This is a genomic window from Veillonella sp. HPA0037 (genome assembly GCF_000411535.1).
Lineage (GTDB): Bacteria > Bacillota > Negativicutes > Veillonellales > Veillonellaceae > Veillonella > Veillonella atypica.
In genome coordinates this window covers 960,289-978,648 of record NZ_KE150483.1, presented here as the reverse complement: position 1 = coordinate 978,648, position 18,360 = coordinate 960,289, and the positions used below count along the sequence as shown (strand labels likewise).

The 18,360-nt window shown below is 41.2% G+C and carries 19 protein-coding genes; 18 read left to right on the top strand and 1 reads right to left on the bottom strand.

Annotated features, from left to right (window positions below; translation table 11 throughout):
* Positions 1-98 precede the first annotated feature (98 nt).
* The 17 genes from HMPREF1477_RS04560 to HMPREF1477_RS04480 all read left to right on the top strand — a co-directional run bounded on the left by HMPREF1477_RS04560 (position 99) and on the right by HMPREF1477_RS04480 (position 17,033).
* Positions 99-674 (top strand): xanthine phosphoribosyltransferase, encoded by a 576-nt coding sequence (locus HMPREF1477_RS04560; RefSeq protein WP_016475979.1) that lies wholly within the window; start codon positions 99-101, stop codon positions 672-674.
* A 32-nt stretch (positions 675-706) separates the two neighbouring features.
* Complete coding sequence (locus tag HMPREF1477_RS04555) at positions 707-1,159, top strand: hypothetical protein (protein ID WP_009661657.1); 453 nt, start codon at positions 707-709, stop codon at positions 1,157-1,159.
* Positions 1,160-1,168: 9 nt separating this feature from the next.
* Positions 1,169-1,609, top strand: coding sequence for a hypothetical protein (locus HMPREF1477_RS04550; protein ID WP_005377730.1), 441 nt, complete (start codon positions 1,169-1,171; stop codon positions 1,607-1,609).
* Positions 1,610-1,992: 383 nt separating this feature from the next.
* The gene (gene purE, locus HMPREF1477_RS04545; RefSeq protein WP_005377732.1) at positions 1,993-2,484 is read left to right on the top strand and encodes a 5-(carboxyamino)imidazole ribonucleotide mutase; all 492 of its coding nucleotides are present in this window, start codon (positions 1,993-1,995) and stop codon (positions 2,482-2,484) included.
* A 24-nt stretch (positions 2,485-2,508) separates the two neighbouring features.
* The gene (gene purC / locus HMPREF1477_RS04540) at positions 2,509-3,237 is read left to right on the top strand and encodes a phosphoribosylaminoimidazolesuccinocarboxamide synthase (RefSeq protein ID WP_005377738.1); all 729 of its coding nucleotides are present in this window, start codon (positions 2,509-2,511) and stop codon (positions 3,235-3,237) included.
* A gap of 14 nt (positions 3,238-3,251) precedes the next feature.
* Entirely contained in the window at positions 3,252-4,670 is a 1,419-nt protein-coding gene (purF, locus tag HMPREF1477_RS04535) for an amidophosphoribosyltransferase (RefSeq protein ID WP_009661649.1), read from the top strand.
* On the top strand, positions 4,657-5,718 hold the full coding sequence (gene purM / locus HMPREF1477_RS04530) for a phosphoribosylformylglycinamidine cyclo-ligase (protein ID WP_005380238.1): 1,062 nt from the start codon (positions 4,657-4,659) through the stop codon (positions 5,716-5,718). The genes purF and purM overlap by 14 nt, the downstream gene beginning before the upstream one ends.
* Positions 5,711-6,331: a phosphoribosylglycinamide formyltransferase gene (purN, locus tag HMPREF1477_RS04525; protein WP_016475978.1), complete on the top strand. Its 621-nt coding sequence runs from the start codon at positions 5,711-5,713 to the stop codon at positions 6,329-6,331. The genes purM and purN overlap by 8 nt, the downstream gene beginning before the upstream one ends.
* An 8-nt stretch (positions 6,332-6,339) precedes the next feature.
* Positions 6,340-7,869 (top strand): bifunctional phosphoribosylaminoimidazolecarboxamide formyltransferase/IMP cyclohydrolase, encoded by a 1,530-nt coding sequence (purH, locus tag HMPREF1477_RS04520; protein WP_016475977.1) that lies wholly within the window; start codon positions 6,340-6,342, stop codon positions 7,867-7,869.
* A gap of 8 nt (positions 7,870-7,877) precedes the next feature.
* The gene (purD, locus tag HMPREF1477_RS04515; RefSeq protein ID WP_016475976.1) at positions 7,878-9,140 is read left to right on the top strand and encodes a phosphoribosylamine--glycine ligase; all 1,263 of its coding nucleotides are present in this window, start codon (positions 7,878-7,880) and stop codon (positions 9,138-9,140) included.
* Positions 9,141-9,311: 171 nt separating this feature from the next.
* On the top strand, positions 9,312-10,454 hold the full coding sequence (locus HMPREF1477_RS04510; RefSeq protein WP_016475975.1) for an isochorismate synthase: 1,143 nt from the start codon (positions 9,312-9,314) through the stop codon (positions 10,452-10,454).
* Between the two features lie 68 nt (positions 10,455-10,522).
* Entirely contained in the window at positions 10,523-12,262 is a 1,740-nt protein-coding gene (gene menD, locus HMPREF1477_RS04505) for a 2-succinyl-5-enolpyruvyl-6-hydroxy-3-cyclohexene-1-carboxylic-acid synthase (RefSeq protein WP_016475974.1), read from the top strand.
* Positions 12,259-13,119, top strand: a complete 861-nt coding sequence (menH, locus tag HMPREF1477_RS04500) for a 2-succinyl-6-hydroxy-2,4-cyclohexadiene-1-carboxylate synthase (RefSeq protein ID WP_016475973.1) — start codon at positions 12,259-12,261, stop codon at positions 13,117-13,119. Before menD ends, menH begins: the two co-directional genes overlap by 4 nt.
* Before the next feature lie 5 nt (positions 13,120-13,124).
* Positions 13,125-13,967 (top strand): 1,4-dihydroxy-2-naphthoyl-CoA synthase, encoded by an 843-nt coding sequence (gene menB / locus HMPREF1477_RS04495; protein ID WP_005377688.1) that lies wholly within the window; start codon positions 13,125-13,127, stop codon positions 13,965-13,967.
* 129 nt (positions 13,968-14,096) lie between these two features.
* Entirely contained in the window at positions 14,097-15,524 is a 1,428-nt protein-coding gene (gene menE, locus HMPREF1477_RS04490; RefSeq protein WP_038148075.1) for an o-succinylbenzoate--CoA ligase, read from the top strand.
* Positions 15,517-16,659, top strand: a complete 1,143-nt coding sequence (menC, locus tag HMPREF1477_RS04485; protein ID WP_016475971.1) for an o-succinylbenzoate synthase — start codon at positions 15,517-15,519, stop codon at positions 16,657-16,659. Before menE ends, menC begins: the two co-directional genes overlap by 8 nt.
* Positions 16,656-17,033, top strand: a complete 378-nt coding sequence (locus HMPREF1477_RS04480) for a PaaI family thioesterase (protein ID WP_016475970.1) — start codon at positions 16,656-16,658, stop codon at positions 17,031-17,033. Before menC ends, HMPREF1477_RS04480 begins: the two co-directional genes overlap by 4 nt.
* Before the next feature lie 160 nt (positions 17,034-17,193).
* Here the strand turns inward: HMPREF1477_RS04480 and HMPREF1477_RS04475 are convergent, their stop codons facing one another.
* Complete coding sequence (locus HMPREF1477_RS04475) at positions 17,194-17,811, bottom strand: DUF2939 domain-containing protein (RefSeq protein WP_005382170.1); 618 nt, start codon at positions 17,809-17,811, stop codon at positions 17,194-17,196.
* 147 nt (positions 17,812-17,958) lie between these two features.
* On the opposite strand from HMPREF1477_RS04475, the gene HMPREF1477_RS09850 reads away from it, so the two are divergent.
* On the top strand, positions 17,959-18,303 hold the full coding sequence (locus HMPREF1477_RS09850; protein WP_016475969.1) for a hypothetical protein: 345 nt from the start codon (positions 17,959-17,961) through the stop codon (positions 18,301-18,303).
* Positions 18,304-18,360: the final 57 nt, after the last annotated feature.

Genomic DNA, 18,360 nt, shown 5'->3' with positions numbered 1-18,360 from the left:
ACACTTTATTCTTTTTTTCAATAAAGTGTGTTTTTTTGTTGACCCTAAGCGTTGATTTACGTTAAAATTTAAAGATAGTTATGCGGAGGTAAAACGAAATGGAATTATTAAAACAACGCATTCGTGAAGAAGGTATTGTCTTAAACAATCGTGTATTAAAAGTTGATGGTTTTTTGAATCATCAAATCGATCCACAATTATTTAAAGCTATTGGTAAAGAAATTGCTGACCGCTATCGTGATGCTGGTGTTCAACGTATTGTTACCATTGAAGCATCTGGTATTGCCTTGGCATTGATGGCTGCTCTTGAACTAGATGTGCCATTAGTATTTGCTCGTAAGAAAAAATCTATTCTTATGGTCGATGATGTGTATCACTCTGTTGTATATTCTTATACAAAAGAAGAAAATTATGACATTACAATTTCTAAAAAATTCTTGCCAGCAGGCGAAAAAGTTTTAATTATTGATGACTTCTTGGCTTCTGGTGAAGCAGCTATGGGGCTTGCTAAACTTGTAAAAGATGCAGGCGATGAAGTAGTTGGTATGGCAATTGCTATTGAAAAGTCTTTCCAACCAGGTCGTGAACGCTTAGAAAATGCTGGTTTCCGTGTTGAATCCTTAGTGCGCATCAAAGAATTTAAAGATAATAAATGTGTTTTTATAGAGGACTAGTCCTATAGTTTTTTGCGGAGAGAGGTAGAATAATGAACGTAAAAGCTGAGAAATTTGATGTACTAGTAGCGGACATTGAAAAATCTGGTAATACATGGTTTACAAAGGATGTTATTGAAGGCGATGAATACAATACGGTTGTATACCATGGTCGTTTAGAAATTCATGGTAATTCTTTACCTGTTTTTATCGTGTTGGATGATTCTGTATTCTCCTATATTCGTGTTGCAGTTACAACAACGAGCATTACAGATGCAGCCATTAAAAAAGTATTGCCTAAATTGAATGAGCTTAACCAACAATTTAAAGTGACAAAATACTATGTAAATGATGAAGACAGCAATATTTACACTGATATTTCTGTGCCATCTACAGCTGAAACATTTGAACCAGCAGTATTGGTTAATCTTATGTTAGAGGTTATTAAACCGCATTTAGATGAAGTTCATCCAGAAATTTTGAAAATTGTAGGACAAGCAAAATAAGAGGTTAGTATGAATCCTAAAGCATTAGCCTTTGATAAATTTATGAAGGCAGAAGAAGTAACGGCTTTTGAGCGCAAAGATTTTGATGATGAAGATGGTACAGTTGTATATCGATCCTATATTAAATCACCGCTTTGGGATATGCCGATGTTCGTGATCTTAGATAATAGTATTTATAGTGTTATCCGTTTAGTGCTTGGCCCTGAAAAGGTAACAGCGCAGAATATGGCGGCCATTAATGCATTGATCAATCGTGAGAATGCAATGTATAAAAACTATAAATTTTATATTGATGAACAAGACTCTACATTGTATTTAGATTGCGTCTACATGTGTGCTAATGATGAGTTTATACCAGAGTTGATGTATGCTTTAATGACGTCGATTGTGGATTATATTCCTGAGGCCGTTGGCGATTTAAAAGCTGCTTTTGAAAGCAATGTACAATAAAATATGATATTCCTTATACGATAGTATATCGTGTGAATAGGGAATAGAATACAAGGGACTTCCATACCTATGTGTGGAAGTCTTTTTTTATCAATGTACATTCGTACATAATAATTATTATTCGTATCATACTGTGTAATTTTCAACATAGGTATTATATAGTTCGGAATATAACGAACGATTATAAAAACTAATATAATTATTATTCGAAAAATGATTGACCGATATAAATTGGTCTGCTACAATTTAGATACAGATAAGGAGGCGTTATCATGAAGAGACATATGAACCTAACATCCGTTACTATTATGACTATTTCTGCTAACGCTATCAGTGCGTAAACTCGGCCTTTTTAGGTCGAGTTTTTTTATTAAGGAGGAACAATGAAGGTTGGCATTATCATGGGCAGTAAATCTGACCTAGACACGATGAAAAAAGCATCTGCTATATTAGATGAATTCAATATTCCTTATGAAATGGTGATCGCTTCGGCGCATCGTACACCAGAGGCTGTTAAATCCTTTGTGGAGCGTCTAGAAGCAGAAGGAGCAATCGCCTTTATCGCAGGTGCAGGCGCTGCAGCCCATCTACCTGGAGTAGTGGCAAGCTTTACTACGGTACCGGTTATTGGTATCCCTCTTAATGCGACAGCATTAAAGGGCATTGATTCCCTCTTGGCAATTGTACAAATGCCGTCCGGTATGCCGGTAGCTACGATGGCTGTAGATGGTGCAAAAAATGCTGCATTATTTGCAGTACAAATCGGTGCTACTTTCAACAAGGAACTAAAAGAAAAATATGTTGCCTATCGCAAAGATATGGCTGACAAGGTTTTAGCAGATAATGCTGCATTACAAGCAGAATTAAATAAATAATTATTACATAGGAGGATTACTATCATGGCTAATATCGATTTGGAAAAATTAACACTTTTATACGAAGGCAAAGCAAAACAAGTGTATCAAACAGATGACAAGGAAACATATATTGTTCACTACAAAGATGATGCCACTGCATTTAATGGTGAAAAACATGATACTATCCTTGGTAAAGGCGTATTGAATAATAAAATTTCCTCATTCTTCTTTGAATTATTGAAAAAAGAAGGCGTTCCAACACATTTCGTTCGTCGTGAAGATGACCGTAACCAAACAGTATTGACGTTGAACATTGTTCCTCTAGAAGTTATCGTTCGTAATATTGCTGCTGGTTCTATGGCTAAACGTTTTGGCATTGAAGAAGGCACGCCTCTTAAACATCCAATTCTTGAATTCTGCTACAAAAATGATGAACTTGGCGATCCATTTGCCAACGAATCTCAAATCACAGCTCTTGGCTGGGCTACGCAAGAACAATTGGATAGAATTTCCGAAATTACTATGAAGGTTAACGATATCCTTAAAAACTTCTTGGCTACTAAGAATGTAACATTAGTCGATTTTAAACTTGAATTTGGTACACATAATGGAGAAGTATTGCTTGGTGACGAAATTTCTCCTGATACATGCCGTTTCTGGGATGCAACAACAGGTGAAAAACTTGACAAAGACCGTTTCCGTCGCGACCTTGGCAATATCGAAGAAGCTTATAAAGAAATGTTATTCCGCTTAACGGGCGAACGTGCATAACCTGGGGGTTATTGATGAACTACGATCCAATTTTTGACAAATGGCATGAAGAATGTGGCGTCTTTGGTGTGTTTGACCGCACTGTTGACGTTGCACGATATGTATACTGGGGATTGTTTGCTCTTCAACACCGCGGTCAAGAAAGCGCAGGTATCGCTATTACCGATGGTAATGAAGTGGCTCTAAAAAAAGGTATGGGTTTATTGACTGAGGCTATCAAGGAATTACCAACATTAAAAAGCCATATGGGGACTGGTCATGTTCGGTATTCTACAACTGGCTCTAATAACCCACGTAATATTCAACCTCTTGTAATCCATTATCAAGGTGGCCAAATTGCAGTAGCCCATAATGGCAATTTGACGAATGCTCTAGGCATCCGTCGTCAACTTGAAGCAGATGGTTCCATTTTTCAAACAACTATGGATTCAGAGGTTATCGTAAACTTAATCGCTCGTTCTAAGGCTGAAACGCAAGAGGAACGCATTGCTGATGCAGCTCGACAAATCGAAGGGGCATTCTCCTTGGTTATTACAACTAATGACTCTCTCGTTGGGGTTCGCGATCCTCAAGGCTTTAGACCTCTTTGCTTAGGTAAGACTGAACATGGCTATGTGTTATCTAGTGAAAGCTGTGCTTTTGATGCTATAAAGGCTGAATTTATTCGCGATATTGACCCAGGTGAGATGGTTATCATCGATGATCGTGGTGTGCGCAGCACAATCTATGCAGAACCTCAAAAAATTGATAAAAAACTTTGTGTCTTTGAATATATTTATTTTGCGCGCTCCGATAGTAAAATCGATGGCCAATCTGTATATGAAACACGACTCAATATGGGACGTGAACTATATAATGAAACTAAATATGATGCAGATATCGTCATGTCTATTCCCGACTCTGGCACGACGGCTGCTCTTGGATATGCTCGTGCATCGGGCATCCCTTTCGCAGAAGGTTTGATTAAAAATCGATACAGTGGACGTACATTTATCAAACCTAATCAAGAAGAACGGGAACTAGCTGTGCGTATGAAGCTAAATGCTATGCCAGAGGTTGTAGGCGGTAAACGTATTGTATTAATCGATGACTCTATTGTGCGTGGTACCACAAGCGGCCTTATCGTTAAGATGTTAAAAGAGGCAGGCGCTAAGGAAATCTATATGTGTGTTAGCTCGCCGGCTATCGAATATTCTTGTCACTATGGTATTGATACGTCGGTTCGTAAAGAATTGATTGCGGCCACACATACAATTGAAGAAATTAGAGATTATATTAAGGCAGATAAATTGCATTATCTATCAAAAGAAGGCTTGTGCCGAGCTGTTAGCGGCGTGCCAGAAGCGGATTTATGTTTCGCTTGTTTCAATGGCGATTACAGGGTAGATGTGCCTACAGAACAAGAGGAAGGGGTCAAATATGTGCTCGAATAAAACAGGATTAACCTATCGTGATGCAGGTGTAGATATCGATGCCGGTAATAAAGCCGTAGAGTTGATGAAAGAATCCGTAAAAAGAACATACACAGCAGGTGTTGTAGGTGATTTAGGTGGCTTTGGTGGCCTATACTCCTTAGCAGGTCATTCCATGGAAGAACCAATGCTCGTATCTGGCACAGACGGTGTTGGCACAAAATTGCGCCTCGCTATCATGATGGATAAACATGATACGATTGGACAAGACTGTGTGGCCATGAGTGTAAATGATATTCTTGTACAAGGGGCAACGCCTCTGTTCTTCTTAGACTATGTAGCGGTTGGTAAACTTGATCCCGTACAAGTCGCTGATATCGTACGCGGCGTCGCTAATGCTTGTGAAGAATCAGGTTGTGCTCTCCTTGGTGGGGAAACAGCTGAGATGGCTGGTTTCTATGGTGAAGGTGACTATGATGTGGCAGGTTTTGCCGTAGGTATTGTAGATCGTCCTAAACTGATTACAGGTGAACATATTAAATCTGGTGATGTCATTCTTGGTTTGCCATCCTCCGGTGTTCATTCCAATGGCTTCTCCTTAGTTCGTAAAATCGTTTTCGACCATAAGGGTTTCTCTATAGATCAAGACATTCCCGAATTTGGTAAAACCCTTGGCGAAGAACTATTAACACCAACACGCTTGTATCCTAAAGCTGTATTACCGTTGATTAAAGAAAACTATATCAAAGGTATGGTTCATATCACAGGCGGTGGTTTCTATGAAAACATTCCACGCGTACTACCAAATGGCGTAACTGCTGAGGTAGATTGTGATACATGGCCACGCCTTCCTGTGTTTACAAAATTGCAAGAATGGGGCAATGTGGATTGGCATGAAATGTACCGTACGTTTAACATGGGAATCGGTATGATTCTCATCGTCGATGCCGATGATGTAGATACGGTGAAAGCTAATCTTGAAAGCCGAAATGAAGCTGTCTATGAAATTGGTCGTATCGTTGCAGGCGAAGGTCCTGTTGTCGTAAAAGGGGCGGTATTTAATGACTAATTCCGTATCTAAAAAGCGTCTTGCTCTATTTGCCAGTGGTAGAGGCTCAAATGGCGAAGCCTTGTACAAGGCGATGCAAGAGGGCCTTATCAATGGCGAGTTTGTCGTTATTATTACAGACCATGCAGATGCAGGTATTGTAGAACGCTCTAAAGGCTGGGGCATTCCACTTATTGCTATTGAACGTAGTCAATTTGATTCAAAGCAAGCCTTTGAACAAGCTCAATTAGATGCTCTTGATGCATATTGTGTCGATGGTATTGTGTTGGCAGGCTATATGCGTATTGTAGGGATCGGCCTTATTGCTCGCTATGAGCATAAGATTTTAAATATTCATCCTGCTCTATTGCCATCTTTTCCAGGACTTCATGGCCATCAACAGGCTATCGATGCGGGCGTAAAAGTAACAGGTTGTACCGTTCATTTTGTAGATGCCGGTATGGATACAGGTCCTATCATCATGCAAAATACAGTTCCTGTATATCCAGATGATACAGAGGATACTTTGTCCGAACGATTATTGCCCGTAGAACATGCAACATATCGTGAAGCACTTCGCTTGTTCTGTGAAGATGCATTACGTATAGAAGGACGCATTGTACATTATATTTAGGAGGAACGATGATTCAAAACGCATTACTTAGTGTTTCTGATAAAACAGGTATTGTCGACTTTGCCAAAGGTCTTGTGGACTTAGGGGTAACTATCTATTCTACAGGTGGCACGTTGAAAGCTATTTCTGATGCAGGCGTTCCTGCAAAGGCTGTAGAATCTCTTACCGGTTTTCCTGAAATGATGGATGGTCGTGTAAAGACGTTACATCCAAAGGTACATGGTGGCATCTTAGCGATTCGTGATAATGCAAAGCATCAAGCCGCTATGGAAGAACACGGTATTTTACCAATCGATTTAGTGGTCGTAAATTTATATCCTTTCCGCGAAACGATTGCAAAACCAAATGTTGCATTAGAAGATGCTATTGAAAACATCGATATTGGGGGACCAACTATGGTGCGCTCTGCGGCTAAAAATAATGCGTATGTAGGCATAGTAGTTAACCCTGATCACTATGATGAAATTTTAGAAATGCTTAGAACAAATGGTGCATTGACGCAAGATTATCGTTTTGCACTTGCTAAAGAAGCCTTTGCTCATACAGCTGCTTATGATACGGCTATTGCCAATTATATGAGTGGTGTTATTGGAGAAGGCCCTACACCTCCTGAATATTTAAGTGCTTATGAAAAGGTTATGGACCTTCGGTATGGCGAAAATCCTCATCAAAAGGCAGCTTTTTATAAAGAAATTGGCAAGGCTCACGGCATGGGGGCATTAAAACAACTACACGGTAAGGAATTATCCTATAACAATATCGTCGATATGGAAGCTGCGTGGAATATGGTGTGGGAATTTACGGATCCTGCGGCATGTATTATTAAACATACTAATCCATGTGGTGCTGCAACGGCAGCCACATTGCATGATGCCTATGTCAATGCCTATGAAGCCGATTCTGTATCTGCTTTTGGTGGCATCGTTGCGTTAAATCGCGAAGTTGATGCGGCCACTGCCGAAGAAATGAGCAAGATTTTCTTAGAAGTTATCATGGCGCCAGCTTTCAAAAAGGAAGCTCTAGATATTTTGGAAGCGAAGAAAAATATTCGTCTCATCGAGTTATCTAAGCCTGAATCTGGCCAAGTAACTGTGAAAAAGGTATCTGGCGGTATGCTCGTACAAACGGAAGATGACATCGTAGAAGACCGTGCTAATTATAAGGTTGTTACAAAGGCGCAACCTACAGAAGAACAATGGAAAGCTCTTGAATTTGCGTGGAAGCTTGTAAAGCATGTAAAGTCCAATGCTATCTTAATTTCTAACGAGAAACGAACACTCGGTGTTGGTGCCGGTCAAATGAATCGAGTTGGATCGGCTAAAATTGCCCTTGAACAAGCTGGAGAGGCTGCAAAAGGGGCTGTTCTTGCATCTGATGCGTTCTTCCCATTTGGTGATACCGTAGAAACAGCGGCTAAACATGGTATAGCGGCTATTATCCAACCAGGTGGTTCTATCCGTGATGAAGAATCCATTAAGGCTGCTGATGAAGCAGGTATTGCGATGGTATTTACAGGCATTCGTCATTTTAAACATTAGAGGTAACTATGAAGGTTTGCGTAATCGGTAGTGGCGGTCGCGAACACGCTATAGCGTGGCGTTTATCCATCAGTCCGAGTGTAGAAAAGGTGTATGCCGTTCCTGGCAGTGCGGCTATGAAAAATTGTGCTGAACTAGTAGGCATTGATTGGTGTCATACGGATCATCTTATCCGTTTTTTGAAAGATAATAAGGTGGACCTTGTTGTTGTAGGTCCTGAAGCGCCTCTTGTGGCAGGTCTTGCAGATGTGTTGCATGAAGCAGGAATTCCTGTGTTTGGGCCTTCCAAGGCGGCTGCTCAATTGGAAGGTTCTAAGGTCTTTGCTAAAGATCTTATGAAAAAATATAATATCCCTACAGCTGCTTACGGTGTATTCTCCAATGTAGATGAAGCAAAACAATTCATCGCCAAAACAGGGGCCCCTATTGTGGTGAAAGCAGATGGCCTAGCAGCTGGCAAGGGTGTTGTAGTGGCAATGACTGTTGAAGAAGCTAATGCAGCCGTTGATGACATGCTAAGCGGAAATCGCTTTGGCGAGGCTGGTAGTACCGTTGTTATTGAGGAATTCATGGTAGGTGAAGAAGCGAGCCTTCTTGCCTTTGTAGATGGTAAGACCGTAGTTCCTATGATTGCCTCTCAAGACCATAAGCGCATCTTTGATGGTGATAAGGGTCCTAATACAGGCGGTATGGGAACCTATGCACCAGCACCTGTGCTAACTGATGCATTGCGCGATGAAGCCATGAAGACCATTTTAGAGCCTATGGTAGCAGCCATGGCAAAGGAAGGTATGCCATATGTGGGCTGTCTTTATGCAGGCCTTATGATTACCAATGAAGGTCCGAAGGTGGTAGAATTTAATGCACGCTTTGGCGATCCAGAGACACAAGTGGTATTACCATTGTTGGAAGGTGATTTAGGACAAATTATGATGGCCTGTGCTACAGGTACATTACAACCTAATATGGTGAAATGGAAAGACTCTTCTGCTGCCTGTGTCATTCTCGCTTCAAAAGGCTATCCAGAAACCTCGTCTAAAGGCGATGTCATCTTAGGTGAACTTGTACAATATGATACATCCATCATTTTCCATTCTGGTACGAAGTTAGAAGGTGACCATTATGTCACGAATGGTGGTCGTGTTCTTGGCGTTGTGGGACTGGGTAAGGATTTGCGAACCGCTTTAGACCGTGCCTATGAGCGCGTTGACCATATTACATTTAAGGGCATGCAATATCGTAAGGATATTGGTGCAAAAGCTTTCAAATAATACATAATCCCCTATACTATATGCATATGCATACGGTGTAGGGGATTTTTATTGCCTATAATTTAGTATGTACCCGTGATATAATAATATCGATATACATAGAAACACCAATGTAGATGACATTTGGTGAAGTAATAGAGTCTGTTTTCTTTGTAATAGCGATATACCATTATGATTTATAATAAAGAACCGTTACAACTGAATAGTCCTGTAGCCTTTTGGCTTAATTTCCCCAATGAGGAACGTGTTTTTTGGGTGGACCGGCAAAGTAATCGTATTGTTGTAGGCGCTAAACGTCTAGCCACAGTTAAAGATGATGAGGACCGCCATAATTATGCGTATGTATTTTATGGGGATACTTTTTTTGACACATCAAAGGATCCTAAGTGGTCGGGAATGGGGCATGAAATGATTGCGTTCACCCATTACTACATCGTAGAAAATGGAGAAGCCTTTTATTTGCATGCTGGTGAAAGTGTTAGCATCGAAGATATAGAAGTGCCTCATATTCGTCATGATTTCCGTGAAACTAGTGATGATAAAGGCGATTGGGACCGCTTGATGAATGCCATTTCAGATGGCATCGGCCGTGGAGAGATGACAAAGGTGGTCGCATCCCGTGAGGTGCAATTCACAAGTGATACACCGTTTAATGTGGCGAGTATCTTGGCCAATTTGGTTGAAAATAATCCGAACTGTTTCATCTTTGGCTATGAGAAGGATGGGCGCACCTTTGTGGGGGCCTCTCCTGAAATTTTGGTGCGTCATCGTGGTAGCGAAATCCTTAGTTATGCATTGGCTGGAACCGCGCCAAAGGATGGCCCTAATGCGTGGACTAAGGAACAGTTGCTAAGTGATAAGAAAAATCTCTTTGAACATAATATCGTCCGTGACCGTATCGTGAACACGATGAAGCAAATCACTCCAGACGTTACGGTGGGGGAAACTGGCATTATGGAGCTAGCTCATCTCTATCATTTACGTACCATTATTACTGCAAAAGATAGCACAAAATCTCTCGTAGAATGGGCAAAATTACTACATCCAACACCGGCTCTTGGTGGTGAACCACGAGAGAAGGCGATGGCTCTCTTAGAAACATACGAAGCTCATGAGCGCGGTATGTACGCTGCACCATTTGGTTTTATGAAGGATATGGGGGATGGCATTGTTGTTGTTGCCATTCGTTCTGCCTTGATTATGGATAATATTCTCTATGCCTATGCAGGATGTGGTGTGGTTGCCGATTCTGATGCGGATGAAGAATATATAGAGACTAATAATAAAATGCGTACTATTCTAGATGCATTGTAAATGGTAAAGATCTAGTGCGAAAAAATATGATGAGGAATATATCCTCATCTATATTACGGAGAAATTACATGAATGAATATATCGCCGCCTTGGTGGATGAATTCGCCCAATTAGGCATCACATATGCTGTGTTTAGCCCTGGTTCGCGCTCTACAACGATGGCCATGCTATTTAGGGAACACGGTGCTTTTGAAACCTATATGAATATTGACGAAAGGTCCGCAGGATTTATGGCCTTAGGCATCGCAAAGGCCCATAGAAAGCCTGTAATTCTCGTGTGTACGTCGGGCTCAGCGGTAGCACATTATATGCCGGCTGTACTAGAAGCACAATATAACGGTGTACCCTTGATCATTTTATCCGCAGATAGGCCTCACACATTGCAACATGTAGGGGCTCCACAAACGGTAGATCAACAAAAAATATTTGGTACAGCTGTTAATTATTACGAGGAATTGGCAGTACCACAACAGGAGCATTACTATACATATCCGCGCCTAGTAGCTCGTAAGGCTTATATGAAGTCTATGGATGTGAAAAGGGGACCCGTGCATATTAATGTACCGCTCTTTGAGCCATTGGTACCGGAGTTGGATAGGAAACATTTTGAATGTGGCAGGCAACCATTTTCTGTTGTTCCGGCTGCTATTCAGCCAAGTGATGCATGCACTATCTATGACCTCCTTGCGAATAAAAAAGTGCTTATCTTAGCGGGGCCAAGTACGAATCTTGAGGATACCGATGCCATTCTTGGTCTATCTAATATATTCCATGCGCCAATATTAGGTGATCCATTGTCCAATATGCGTCGTGTTTATGATGAACGAGTCATTACATCTTATGATGCATTGCTTTCACAAGAGGTGTATCAAGATACATTGCGACCAGATTGCATTTTACAAATTGGTCAGATGGTCGTATCTAAACGCGTTCAGCAGTGGGTGGCATCCATGCAACATATCCCAATCATATCTGTTAGCCCTACAATGGACTATACAAACCCTGCAGGAAACACGACCCTCTTTGTACAATCGACACCACAAGGTTTGGTTGATGCACTAAAAATACAGATTCCTGAGCTTCATGTAATGGCAAATGAGGTCCATGCAGAAGTCGCTGATGAGGAACTCAATACAGCTGATAATGGCTATTTGGCTACGTGGATTGATGCAGATGGTGTAGGCCGTAAACAACTCGATACAGTAGCTAGGGAACAAGAGCTATTTGAAGGATGTACGATTCATCTCTTACAAGAATTGTTGCCGAAGAATAGCCAACTTGTGGTTGCCAACAGTATGAGTATTCGAGATATGGATTATTTCTGGTCAGGCAATCGTCACAGTGCTATTATCTATGGTAACCGTGGCGTTAACGGTATTGATGGTACCGTTTCTACCGCCCTTGGCATCGCTACAAATGGCATGCCTACCGTATTGCTTACGGGGGACTTGACCTTCTTTCACGATTTGAATGGCCTCGCCGTGGCGAAAACGCACACCTTAAATGTAACCATCATTGTTCACAATAATGATGGGGGTGGTATTTTTGAATATTTGCCGCAAAAGGGAACGCCGCATTTTGATTACTTATTTAGTACCGCACAAGGCCTAGACTATAGTGGCCTTGCGACCCTATATGGTATCGACTTTGTACGTGTATCGAGCAATGATGAATTGAAAAATGCGTTACAAAACTATGTAGGAATAGCAGGTGTTCACGTTATTGAAATCCCCACATCTAAAGAACGAAGTCGGGAATTACATGCGCTATATACGACGATTCCTACAAACAAGGAGGACCGACTATGAGCCAATATGCTTGCAGTATTATAGATAACTCCCTATTCAATCCAGCACTTCGCATGTATGTCGATCTTGGTGAATATCGATATGGCGTTACATTGGCTGGCGCTGGAAAACCTCTTGTGTGCTTACATGGCTTTTCTGAGTCTGGTTATACCTGGGATGGCATCGTTGTGCCAGGCTATCAACTTATCCGTATCGATACGATTGGACATGGAGATTCGGATATTCCAGAGGATGAGATTGCTTTTTCTATTCCTACTATGCTCAACGATTTACATACGGTAATTTCTGCCGTGGCTGGTGAAAGCTATTCTCTCATGGGATACTCCATGGGGGCACGATTAGCTTTACTATATGCTCTTGAGTATAGTTCTAAAATTGAAAACCTCATCTTAGAAAGTGGTTCTGTTGGCATTGAATCAGAGGTAGAGCGACAAGCGCGTAAAGCTGCTGATGAACAATTAGCACTAGCTATAGAAGATAATGATGGAGAGTGGTTTGCTACTAAATGGGCTAACATTTCTATTTTTGAAAGTCAACATCAGCTTTCACCAGTTGTACAAGATAAGTTGTTTCAACGTCGTGCACACAATAGCCCCTATGCATTAGCAGCTACATTGAGAGGCTCAGGACAGGGCGTTATGCCATATGTAGGCCATCGATTACAAGAATTATCTATGCCATCTCTATATATTAGTGGCGCGTTAGATACAAAATATACTACAATAGGAGAAGAGCGGTTTAGTAATTTACCAAACTGTGACCATGTCATCGTCAATGGGGCGGGACATAATGTACATTTAGAAAAGCCGGGTCCGTTTATGACGGCCTTAGCAGATTTTTTATATAAGGAAAGGTAACATCCATGAGCAAATTTGATTGGAAAGTATTGGATCGTAATTATGAAGATGTAATCTACGAAACCTATAATGGTATTGCAAAAATCACGATTAATCGCCCAGAAGTGCGCAACGCATTTCGTCCTAAAACCGTAATTGAGCTTATTGATGCATTTACAATTGCTCGCGACGATGCAGAAATCGGCGTTATTATCTTGACCGGTGCCAACCACGGCCAAGGCGAAGATAAAGAAGCATTCTGCTCCGGTGGTGACCAACGCGTGCGCGGTAATGGCGGCTATGTAGGCGATGACAATATCCCTCGTCTTAACGTACTTGATTTGCAACATTTAATCCGCATCATTCCAAAACCTGTTATCGCTATGGTAAATGGTTTTGCCATCGGCGGTGGCCATGTATTGCACATCGTATGTGACCTTACCATCGCTTCTGAAAATGCGAAATTCGGTCAAACAGGTCCTCGCGTAGGCTCCTTTGATGCTGGTTACGGTGCTGGTTATTTAGCGCGCATGATCGGTCACAAACGCGCTCGCGAAGTATGGTTCCTTTGCCGTCAATACACGGCTGCTCAAGCTTACGAAATGGGGATGGTTAACTGCGTGGTACCATTTGACAAATTGGAAGAAGAAACGGTTCAATGGTGTAATGAAATTTTGGCATTGTCCCCAATGGCATTGCGCATGTTGAAAGCATCCTTCAACGCAGATACAGATGGCCTTGCAGGTTTACAACAATTTGCAGGGGATGCAACGTTGATGTACTATACAACAGATGAAGCTAAAGAAGGTCGTGATGCGTTCAAAGAAAAACGCAAACCAGACTTCAAACAATTCCCTAAATTCCCTTAATAGGAATATGGTTATCAGTCCTTATGTATGGACTCGAACCTTTTACATGATAAGTGCAGTGCGCCTCTATATGAGGCGCCTTTCTTATACGTATATGTTTTATAGTATGATGGTTAGCTATGAGGTGAGATGATGGAATGGTTACGATATGGAAAACAGCATTATCCGAATCGTATATGTATGAATGAATATACCTATCGCGACATATATAGTGCCGTTGTGCACGTGGCAACGCGATTACAAGCATTGCCAGATACACGCATCGCGATAGTATCGGATAACTCCGTAACGATGGCCGTTTATCTCTTGGCTGCTATGCTAGTCCGTAAAGAGGTGCTCCTATTAAATGTTCATCTTACAGCACGTGAAATAGAAAATCAGTTGTGTCAGCTACACATTACAACTGTGTTACACAGCGCTAAACGACGTGAACAAGTACCAAAATCTGTAAAGGCTATTGAACTTGAATCCATGGACGTTGTGTTGCATGATGGGGTAAAGGATATCTTTGACTGGACCATGGATGACAATGACATTGCTGCTATTATGAATACCAGTGCTACAACGGGACAGTTTAAATCGGTGCCGCTTCGATGGAACCAAATTAAGGCTCATGTACAAGCATCACAAGAGGTGCTAGGCAGAACTAAACAGGATAATTGGCTTATGGTATTACCGTTGTTCCATGTAAGTGGATTATCTATTTTGATGCGGTCTTTGTATAATGGTACAGCTATGACCATTATGGAATCCTATGACGAAGAACAAGTACTGCAATATATTCATGATGGGCGCATTAATATGATGTCTCTGGTGCCTACCATCTTAAAGAATTTGGAACCGCGCATTACGCACCATCAATTGCGGGTTATCTTATTGGGTGGAGAATTTATACCTCGACCTCTAGTTGATGCGTGTGTAGCGAAGCAGTTACCGATTTATAAAACCTATGGTATGACAGAAACCTTTAGTCAAAGCGTGACCATGCCTGTATTATCCAATCTAAACAAACTAGATTCGGTAGGCAAACCCTTACCGGGGATGACCGTACATATTGTAAATCCTGATGCGGATGGGGTAGGGGAAATCCATTTGAATGGGCTCATGGTCATGAGTGGCTATATCAATCGCGAACCGATTCATGGCGATTTTAATACCGATGATATGGGTTATGTCGATGAAGATGGCTTTTTATACATTTTAAATCGCCGTACAGATTTAATCATTTCTGGAGGCGAAAATATCTATCCTAAGGAAATTGAAGATACCGTGTATGCTATGCAAGGTGTGAAGGAATGTGCTGTTATCCCTGTGCCTGATGCGAAATGGGGACAGGTGCCAGCATTATTCCTTGCCGTTGATGATGAGACACTATCAAATGATGATATAGAAATATCGGTACGAGACCATATTGCACATACATTGGCCAAATACAAGGTGCCTAAATACATTACAATTATGGATGCATTGCCACGTAATGAGACAGGTAAGATTATGCGCAAGTCGTTGGCCTCTCATCTCGATATGACTGCGTCAAATGGAGGTTCTCATGAATGATGTATTGAACTTTAAATCCATAACGACGTATCGTGTGGCTTTGCCGTTAAAGTTTGAATTTAAAACGGCTAAGGGTACTGTTCGTGTTCGTGAAAGTATCATCGTTCGTATCGAGGACCAACAAGGCTATGTTGGATACGGGGAATGTGTGGCTTTCACAGACCCTTTTTATACGGCGGAAACTGTTGATTCCGCATGGAAACAATTGGTGGATACCTATATTCTAGAGTTACGCTTGATGCGGCCAAAACCATTAATGGCCTATATTCGGCAGTTACAATTTTGGTTAAAGCGCGACAATATGCCCATGACGATAGCAGGCCTTGAAAATGCTTTAATTAATCTAGATTGCAATCGAAAAGGCGTGAATTCTGTGTCGTATATCATGGGGCAGTCTTTGGAATCAACTATTTCCAATGGCATCGTCATTGGTGACGTGTCCATGGATGAACTATTAGGTATCGTGGAACGGCATGTAGCCAATGGTTGTAAACGAATTAAACTCAAGGTATCGCCTCGTGATGGTTATGAACGGACCCGACTTGTGCGTGATGCTTATCCAGAATTAGCCTTAGCTGTTGATGCTAATCAAAGTTATACCTATGACCAGCTGGAAATGGTGGCTGCCTATAATGATTTGCATTTGCTCTGCATAGAGGAACCCTTTAGCATGACGAATTTGACCACCTATAAAGCGTGGAAGGAATCGTTGCCTAATTGGCCTATTACGACCTCTATTTGTTTAGATGAGTCGATTTTATCCTATGATGACTTATCTTATGCAATCGAGCATAGATTTATCGATGTACTCAATGTGAAAGTAGGTCGTCTTGGGGGCTTAATACAGACGCGAGCCGCTATTTTACGATGCCGCGAAGCAGGTATTCCGTATTGGATTGGCAGCATGGTTGAATCAGGCATCTCAAAGACATTACATGTTCAACTTTCGGCCTTAGGTGATACCTATATGGCAGGGGATTTATCCGATTCTAATCGCTATTTTGAACATGATCTTATCGACCCAGAAATTTTATTTACTGATGGGGCCATGCAGGTGCCTAATGGTGCTGGCCTTGGCGTTGATGTAGTAGATAGTCGTATTGAGGAATATACAGTGGAGAAACGAACACTATGACAATGATAGAAGCATTACAAATTGATTGTGTAGAGTTAACAGGGCCTACCAGTGGGCAAGGGGTGATGCATGTAACTAGTTATCATGCGCAACCACAAGGCTATCTCAATGGCGGAGCTACCTTGGCCTTTGGTGAAATTTTATCGGGGATGCTCAGCAATCAACTGATTCGAGATGATCAATTTGCTGTAGGACAATCGGTAACCGCAAATCACATGCGCCCTATGAAAGCAGAAGGCGATTTGATTGCTAAAGGACAGCTACTCTTACAAGGGAAAACATCTCATGTTTGGCGCTTTGATATGTATGATGAAAGCCATCGCTTGATATCTCAGGTTACCGTAACCTGTGCGATAGTACCTAAAAATCGATAAGAAAAAAAGACCTCTTTTTATAAGCTGATACGGAAAAGAGGTAGATGATAGCAAAATTCGACTTTGGCCCTGCGAAGCCCGAAGGGCGTAGACAGACCCGGCCGGTGGAGAGTTTTGCTATCATCTACCTCTACAAACGTATTTGCTACGAAAGAGGTCTTTATTTTCTTGTGATTTTATAGAGTGCTTCGATATCTGGGATATCATAGATAGCCCAAGTTCCGTCACCGATGTGCTTCATAAGTACTCGAATGGGAGCTGTTTGGTTTGTTTTTGTATTGTGAATCGTTACGGTTACTGTGGCAGTATCGCCATCATCTTCAGAGGTAATGTTCTTGATTTCCAAATGGCGTTGTTTAAATAATTCACCTCGTTGGATGCGGTCTACCATAGAAAACGTATTGGATGTATCTTCGCTTTCAACATCTGAATCACTACTATTTTGCGATTTGAAACTATCTGGATCCTCTACATATTTACGAATTACATCATCAAGAAGGGCTGGACCGAATGTTTTCGTTGCTGCCACTGCAGCCTTGCCTAATGGTGAGGATGTATCCACATAGGTGTTGCCCTCGCGGGTAACAATGTTTTTAACCAATGATGTTGTATCGATGTGCTCCAATACCGTGTCCGCATCTTTGTTTTCAACGGCTTCACGGATAGTTTGGAACGTATAGACTGGTGTATGAGGAATATACCATAAGAAATACCACATAGCGCTCAGTGCAGCTATGATGGCAATAATAATTGCTATTGTTAATGTTTTTGATCTCATAATGTTGCTCCGATGTATATAATACATATATTTTAACACATAAATTTCTCCTTCTCTATAGTTGTCAGCGCGTTAGATTATAGGTATAATAAAGTGTATTCATTTTATATTCATCATTAAAGTGAATGTGTAAGAGAGGAGTTAGAAATGAAAGACAAATTAATACTAAAAGCTCTGGTTTGCAGTGCTTTTATGTGCAGTCTAAGTGTGGGAACGATGGCTGCAGATGTGAGCATGGATGTAAAAGCTGGGGATACTGAACAAAGTAGCTGGATGGATCGTACGGACATCGGTATTGGTTTACAAGGGTCTCAGAAAGATTCTTATCATGATTATGCAATGCCTAATAAACAAATGACCGATAATAATCTAAGCTATGATACACGATTCCATTATCATAATCATAATTCTAAGCAGAAAATGAACGCAAAGTATTTTATAGAAACATTGCAACCTATAAAGAAATATGATAAATCTATGGTTTTTGTATAGGGGCGCTTAGATGGTAATGGTGGCGAAAAAGTTTCCACTACTACATATTGGAATGGG

What these genes read in the sequence shown, in the direction of transcription:
- HMPREF1477_RS04560 (WP_016475979.1), top strand. Translation starts at nt 99, where the DNA reads ATGGAATTATTAAAACAACGCATTCGTGAAGAAGGTATTGTCTTAAAC.
- HMPREF1477_RS04555 (WP_009661657.1), top strand. Translation starts at nt 707, where the DNA reads ATGAACGTAAAAGCTGAGAAATTTGATGTACTAGTAGCGGACATTGAA.
- HMPREF1477_RS04550 (WP_005377730.1), top strand. Translation starts at nt 1,169, where the DNA reads ATGAATCCTAAAGCATTAGCCTTTGATAAATTTATGAAGGCAGAAGAA.
- purE (WP_005377732.1), top strand. Translation starts at nt 1,993, where the DNA reads ATGAAGGTTGGCATTATCATGGGCAGTAAATCTGACCTAGACACGATG.
- purC (WP_005377738.1), top strand. Translation starts at nt 2,509, where the DNA reads ATGGCTAATATCGATTTGGAAAAATTAACACTTTTATACGAAGGCAAA.
- purF (WP_009661649.1), top strand. Translation starts at nt 3,252, where the DNA reads ATGAACTACGATCCAATTTTTGACAAATGGCATGAAGAATGTGGCGTC.
- purM (WP_005380238.1), top strand. Translation starts at nt 4,657, where the DNA reads ATGTGCTCGAATAAAACAGGATTAACCTATCGTGATGCAGGTGTAGAT.
- purN (WP_016475978.1), top strand. Translation starts at nt 5,711, where the DNA reads ATGACTAATTCCGTATCTAAAAAGCGTCTTGCTCTATTTGCCAGTGGT.
- purH (WP_016475977.1), top strand. Translation starts at nt 6,340, where the DNA reads ATGATTCAAAACGCATTACTTAGTGTTTCTGATAAAACAGGTATTGTC.
- purD (WP_016475976.1), top strand. Translation starts at nt 7,878, where the DNA reads ATGAAGGTTTGCGTAATCGGTAGTGGCGGTCGCGAACACGCTATAGCG.
- HMPREF1477_RS04510 (WP_016475975.1), top strand. Translation starts at nt 9,312, where the DNA reads ATGATTTATAATAAAGAACCGTTACAACTGAATAGTCCTGTAGCCTTT.
- menD (WP_016475974.1), top strand. Translation starts at nt 10,523, where the DNA reads ATGAATGAATATATCGCCGCCTTGGTGGATGAATTCGCCCAATTAGGC.
- menH (WP_016475973.1), top strand. Translation starts at nt 12,259, where the DNA reads ATGAGCCAATATGCTTGCAGTATTATAGATAACTCCCTATTCAATCCA.
- menB (WP_005377688.1), top strand. Translation starts at nt 13,125, where the DNA reads ATGAGCAAATTTGATTGGAAAGTATTGGATCGTAATTATGAAGATGTA.
- menE (WP_038148075.1), top strand. Translation starts at nt 14,097, where the DNA reads ATGATGGAATGGTTACGATATGGAAAACAGCATTATCCGAATCGTATA.
- menC (WP_016475971.1), top strand. Translation starts at nt 15,517, where the DNA reads ATGAATGATGTATTGAACTTTAAATCCATAACGACGTATCGTGTGGCT.
- HMPREF1477_RS04480 (WP_016475970.1), top strand. Translation starts at nt 16,656, where the DNA reads ATGACAATGATAGAAGCATTACAAATTGATTGTGTAGAGTTAACAGGG.
- HMPREF1477_RS04475 (WP_005382170.1), bottom strand. Translation starts at nt 17,811, where the DNA reads ATGAGATCAAAAACATTAACAATAGCAATTATTATTGCCATCATAGCT.
- HMPREF1477_RS09850 (WP_016475969.1), top strand. Translation starts at nt 17,959, where the DNA reads ATGAAAGACAAATTAATACTAAAAGCTCTGGTTTGCAGTGCTTTTATG.